Here is a 1,661-nt window from a genome sequence, read left to right on the forward strand (position 1 = left end):
GATCTTGCACCACAAGCCCAACCCGCCGACGGTCTTTTCTGATCACGCGCCAGTCAGCTTTTTTCAGGGATTTCCATGGAAGCCAAATCATCCAACCAATCTTGTTGGCTAGATGGTGGGCGATGCAGGGATTGAACCTGCGACCCCACCCGTGTGAAGGGTGTGCTCTCCCGCTGAGCTAATCGCCCGCTCGTTGCCCGAAGGCCAAGCGAGCCGCGATATAAGGGAGGCAGGCTGGGGAAGTCAAGGCGGTGTCCGGCGTTCCGACAAGGATCGGATTTGCCGTCCTTTCCGCCCCGTCTCCGACCGGCGCCGGCGCTTTCCGGTCAGTTTCCGGCAGCAGCGATCAGCTTCTGCGCCAGATCGAGCGTCAGCGCGTCGAAATGCGAGATCACTGCCGAAGGTTCGAACTCGCGCACATGGCGGTCGGTGTAGCCGAAATCGACCGCCACCACCGGAATGCCGGCTGCCTTGGCGGTGTCGATGTCGGTTTGCGAATCGCCGACCATCAGCGCGCGATGCGGGTCGCCGCCGGCCAGCTTGATGGTCTCGATCAGATGGCGCGGGTCGGGCTTGCGGAAGGCGAACGTGTCCTGTCCGGCGATTGCGGCGAAATGCCTGGTCAGGCCGAGCGCCTCGATCAGCGCCAGCGAGTTGGCCTCGTACTTGTTGGTGCAGATGGCCAGGAGATAGCCGGCATCTTCGAAGCGCGCGATCGCCTCGACGACGCCGGGGTAGGGGCGCGATTTGCCGGGGATGTTGATCGTGTAGTGGTCGAGGAACAGTTTCAGCAGCCGGTCGTGCTCCTGGACATCGAGCGACCGCTGCTGGGCCGCGTGCGCCCGTTCGATCATCACGCGGCCGCCGTGACCGACAAAGCGCCTGAAGCCGGCTTCGTCGACCGCCGCGAGCGCGCTGGCGGCAAGGCTGTGGTTCAAGCTGTCGAGCAGGTCCGGCGCTGTGTCGATCAGCGTACCGTCGAGGTCGAAGACGATGATCGGTCGGGTCATGGTCAGTCCTGCGCAGATTTGTACAAGGGGGAGGCGATAAAGGCTGCGACGCGTCATGGCAAGCTGACTGGGGGCAAGCCGGCTTGGCAAAGCTCGCTCAGGCAGCCCAAGAGCTGGACATTTCGCGGCGAGCCGCCAGACATGAAAAACCCGCCACGGCGGCGGGTCGCTGGCGCAAATCAGCACCATCGACAAATATGTAGCATAGCTGCCGTCACCGGATCAAGAAAAAATTCCTATCATGGCTGCCCGCGCTCATTGTCCGCGCGTGCACAACATGCCTCTCGCCAACAGCGGTAGGCCACTGCCAAGGGCTTTGACCAGACCGGCAAAGATGCTAGGAGCCCAAAACGTCAGGTTTCGGGGCAGCAAGCGGCATGGATGCAAGGCAATTGAAGGTCGAAGCCGCACGCGCGGCGCTCGCCCATGTGAGCGACGGCATGCGGCTCGGCATCGGCACCGGCACCACGGCCGAAGAGTTCGTGCGGCTACTGGCCGAAAAGGTCGCCACCGGCATGACCGTCATCGGCGTGCCGACCTCGGAGCGCACCGCGTTGCTGTGCCGTGAGCTCGGCGTGCCGCTGTCGACGCTAGAGGAAACGCCTGAGCTCGATCTCACCGTCGACGGCGCCGACGAAGTCGATCCGGAAC

Annotated in this window: 2 protein-coding genes and 1 tRNA gene; 1 reads left to right on the forward strand and 2 read right to left on the reverse strand. The window is 63.5% G+C overall.

Going from position 1 to position 1,661, the window contains the following annotated elements; translation table 11 throughout:
- Positions 1 to 113: 113 nt before the first annotated feature.
- Together EN935_RS34935 and EN935_RS34940 are read right to left on the reverse strand one after the other, a co-directional pair.
- Positions 114 to 188: transfer RNA gene (locus EN935_RS34935), tRNA-Val, on the reverse strand.
- A gap of 138 nt (positions 189 to 326) precedes the next feature.
- Positions 327 to 1,010 (reverse strand): phosphoglycolate phosphatase, encoded by a 684-nt coding sequence (locus EN935_RS34940; RefSeq protein WP_109671251.1) that lies wholly within the window; start codon positions 1,008 to 1,010, stop codon positions 327 to 329.
- A gap of 377 nt (positions 1,011 to 1,387) precedes the next feature.
- On the opposite strand from EN935_RS34940, the gene EN935_RS34945 reads away from it, so the two are divergent.
- Positions 1,388 to 1,661: ribose-5-phosphate isomerase A (locus EN935_RS34945; protein WP_206534650.1), on the forward strand; the 274-nt coding region annotated here is incomplete at its 3' end.

Source organism: Mesorhizobium sp. M7D.F.Ca.US.004.03.1.1 (assembly GCF_003998635.1).
GTDB lineage: Bacteria > Pseudomonadota > Alphaproteobacteria > Rhizobiales > Rhizobiaceae > Mesorhizobium > Mesorhizobium loti.

Coding starts and splice junctions, on each gene's coding strand:
- EN935_RS34940 (WP_109671251.1), bottom strand. CDS start 1,010: ATGACCCGACCGATCATCGTCTTCGACCTCGACGGTACGCTGATCGAC.